Genomic DNA, 2,347 nt, shown 5'->3' on the forward strand with positions numbered 1-2,347 from the left:
GAGGGAACCGACCCTTGGTTGCCTGGTCGCCGTGGCGCAAACGCTCGGCTTCGACATCATCATGAGGCGCCGGAAAAAGTGACAACCCTTTCAGAATTGCACGCCGCCGCCGAGCGCAAGGCGGCGGCGGCCGAGGCCATCGTTGCCAAAGAACAGGCGGCGTTAGAGGCCGACTTGGCCTTCGCCCGCGAGCACAAGCAAGCGATGGGCGCCGGCTACTGGCAAACCCTTCACCGGGCGAAGCTGCAGGCGAAAATCGCCCGAGCCCTCGCCGATACCTACGCCGAACTTTTGGGAGAATTTCAGAATGAAAACCCTTGATCAGATCATCAGCGGAATGGCCTACGGCTTCGGCGGCATCTGCGGAGTCGCTACGGCGCTCACCGCCGCCGCCATCCTGGCCCGATACATCGCCCCGCTGTTTTGACCTTCCCCGAGGCCATGGCGGCGGTGCTCGCGGGCGCCGCCGTCAGACGTGACGAATGGGGCAAGCGTCGCGCCGTCAAGCTGATGGTTGAGCCGTGGAACGGCGAAGCCGAACGCCTCTTGCTTTTCGACCTCACTGGTAAAGGCGACGTCCCGCCATTCCCCTATTCGATGACCGGCGCGGACGTGCGCGGCGATGACTGGCACACCGTAGAGGATCAATCGTGAAACACGCGAGAGAAGACTATAACCGCATTCAGGATCCCGCCGGGCTCATACCGGACGGCGAGCCGGTGTTTCTGATCCGGGCGCAAGACGCTTGCGCAACGTGGACCCTGGCGCACTGGATCATGCGCGCAAGACACATCAAGGCCGATGCGTCGATTATTCAGGCGGCGGCCGATCATCTTGACCGCATGTATGCATGGCAGGAAGTGCACGGCGTAAAGGTGCCCGACCTCGCCGGTGCGAGTGTGGGGGTTTCGAGCCGCGCCCTTGCCGATATCGCCGCCGAGCGTCGCCGCCAGGTCGAGGTCGAGGGCTTTGACGCCGCGCACGATGACGCCGAGCATGACGCCGGGGAGTTTGCCGGCGCGGCCTCGGCTTACGCCCTTAACGCGGCTTGCGTGCTGCACCCGTTCCAGGGAACGCCGTTGGATGAGCCGCCGGAAAGCTGGCTTTTCGAACCGTCATGGTGGAAGCCGAGAACCCCGCGCGAAGATCTTGTGCGCGCCGGGGCTCTTATCCTCGCCGAAATCGAAAAGATTGATCGCGAGGTGACGAAGCCATGACGCAACACCCGCTTAGTGATGTGCTGATCGCCGAGTATTGGCCGGACGCTGACCCGGCCGATATCCGCCGGCAATTCGATGCACTGACAAGCGCCGAGCGCCGCGAATGGCTTATCCGCAAAAACGGCTATTTCTACCGCCCGAACCGTGCTGGCTACACAACGGAAAAGGTGGCGGCGGGCCGCTACACCAAGGCCGAGGCCGACCGCGAGGCGGCCATAGAGCCGGAGAACTTTACCGTGCTGCACGAAAGCGAAGTGCCGGACGCTCCCGAGGTGGAATCGTTGAAGGCCGAGGTCGCGGCTCTGCAATCGCGCATCGAAGCTATGACGCGAGACATGAGCCGGAACTACCGTGGGCGGCGCCTCATGGCTTGCCAGGCGGCAGACGACCTACACCGCGTCATTGACGCCATCGGCGTAGAGGATGGCAGCACCTTGCCGCTGCCCGAGGGCATGCCAGCGGTGCCGGCGCCAGCGATCAAACGCGAAATGCAAAATGGCGTGGCGACTCTTTTGCGCCTGATCCTTCTGCATAATGACGGGCACATATCACCCCAAACGCTCAAGAGGTTTTGACTTGCTCGACCTTCTAGAAAATGACCGCCGCTTTGATCCCGCCACGTTTTCGCCCTGTCGAACGTGGCGGTATCGTTTAGAGCGCCAGTGGGGAAGGGGGCCGAAGGCCGCTTTCATCTTGCTCAACCCGAGCACGGCGGACGAGACGAAAGACGACCCCACTATCCGCCGTTGCATCGGGTTCGCGAAGGCGTGGGGCTTCGGCGGCCTTGTGCTCGGAAATATCTTCGCGCTACGCTCAACGGACCCGCGCGGGCTCTACAGCCATGCGGACCCGGTCGGGCCAGACAATGACGAAGCGTTGCGAGGCATCGCCCGCGAAGCCGAGAAAGTGGTTTGTGGATGGGGCACCCACGGCGCATTGAACGACCGGGGCCGGTTCGCCCTAGCGGTGCTTCGCGAGGCCGGCGCCGACCCCTTGGCCCTCAAGGTGACCGCCGAGGGCTTTCCGGGGCACCCGCTCTACATCAGCGCGGACACCGTACCGAAGGCGTTCGCGTGAGCGTCTATGTTGATCGCGCCCGGTTCCGCCTCGGGCGCATGATTATGTGC

The 2,347-nt window shown here is 63.5% G+C and carries 5 protein-coding genes; all 5 read left to right on the forward strand.

Annotated features, from left to right (window positions below; all coding sequences use genetic code 11):
- The coding region (locus EOA27_RS32340) for a hypothetical protein (RefSeq protein ID WP_210214191.1) at positions 1–321 on the forward strand (321 nt) is incomplete at its 5' end.
- A gap of 120 nt (positions 322–441) precedes the next feature.
- Positions 442–654, forward strand: a complete 213-nt coding sequence (locus EOA27_RS32345) for a hypothetical protein (protein WP_127258272.1) — start codon at positions 442–444, stop codon at positions 652–654.
- Positions 651–1,217 (forward strand): hypothetical protein, encoded by a 567-nt coding sequence (locus EOA27_RS41685; protein ID WP_127258275.1) that lies wholly within the window; start codon positions 651–653, stop codon positions 1,215–1,217. Before EOA27_RS32345 ends, EOA27_RS41685 begins: the two co-directional genes overlap by 4 nt.
- On the forward strand, positions 1,214–1,795 hold the full coding sequence (locus EOA27_RS32355; RefSeq protein WP_127258277.1) for a hypothetical protein: 582 nt from the start codon (positions 1,214–1,216) through the stop codon (positions 1,793–1,795). The genes EOA27_RS41685 and EOA27_RS32355 overlap by 4 nt, the downstream gene beginning before the upstream one ends.
- 1 nt (position 1,796) lies before the next feature.
- Positions 1,797–2,297: a DUF1643 domain-containing protein gene (locus tag EOA27_RS32360; protein WP_245491228.1), complete on the forward strand. Its 501-nt coding sequence runs from the start codon at positions 1,797–1,799 to the stop codon at positions 2,295–2,297.
- Positions 2,298–2,347 lie beyond the last annotated feature (50 nt).

The organism is Mesorhizobium sp. M2A.F.Ca.ET.037.01.1.1 (genome assembly GCF_003998075.1).
In the GTDB taxonomy this organism is placed as follows: domain Bacteria; phylum Pseudomonadota; class Alphaproteobacteria; order Rhizobiales; family Rhizobiaceae; genus Mesorhizobium.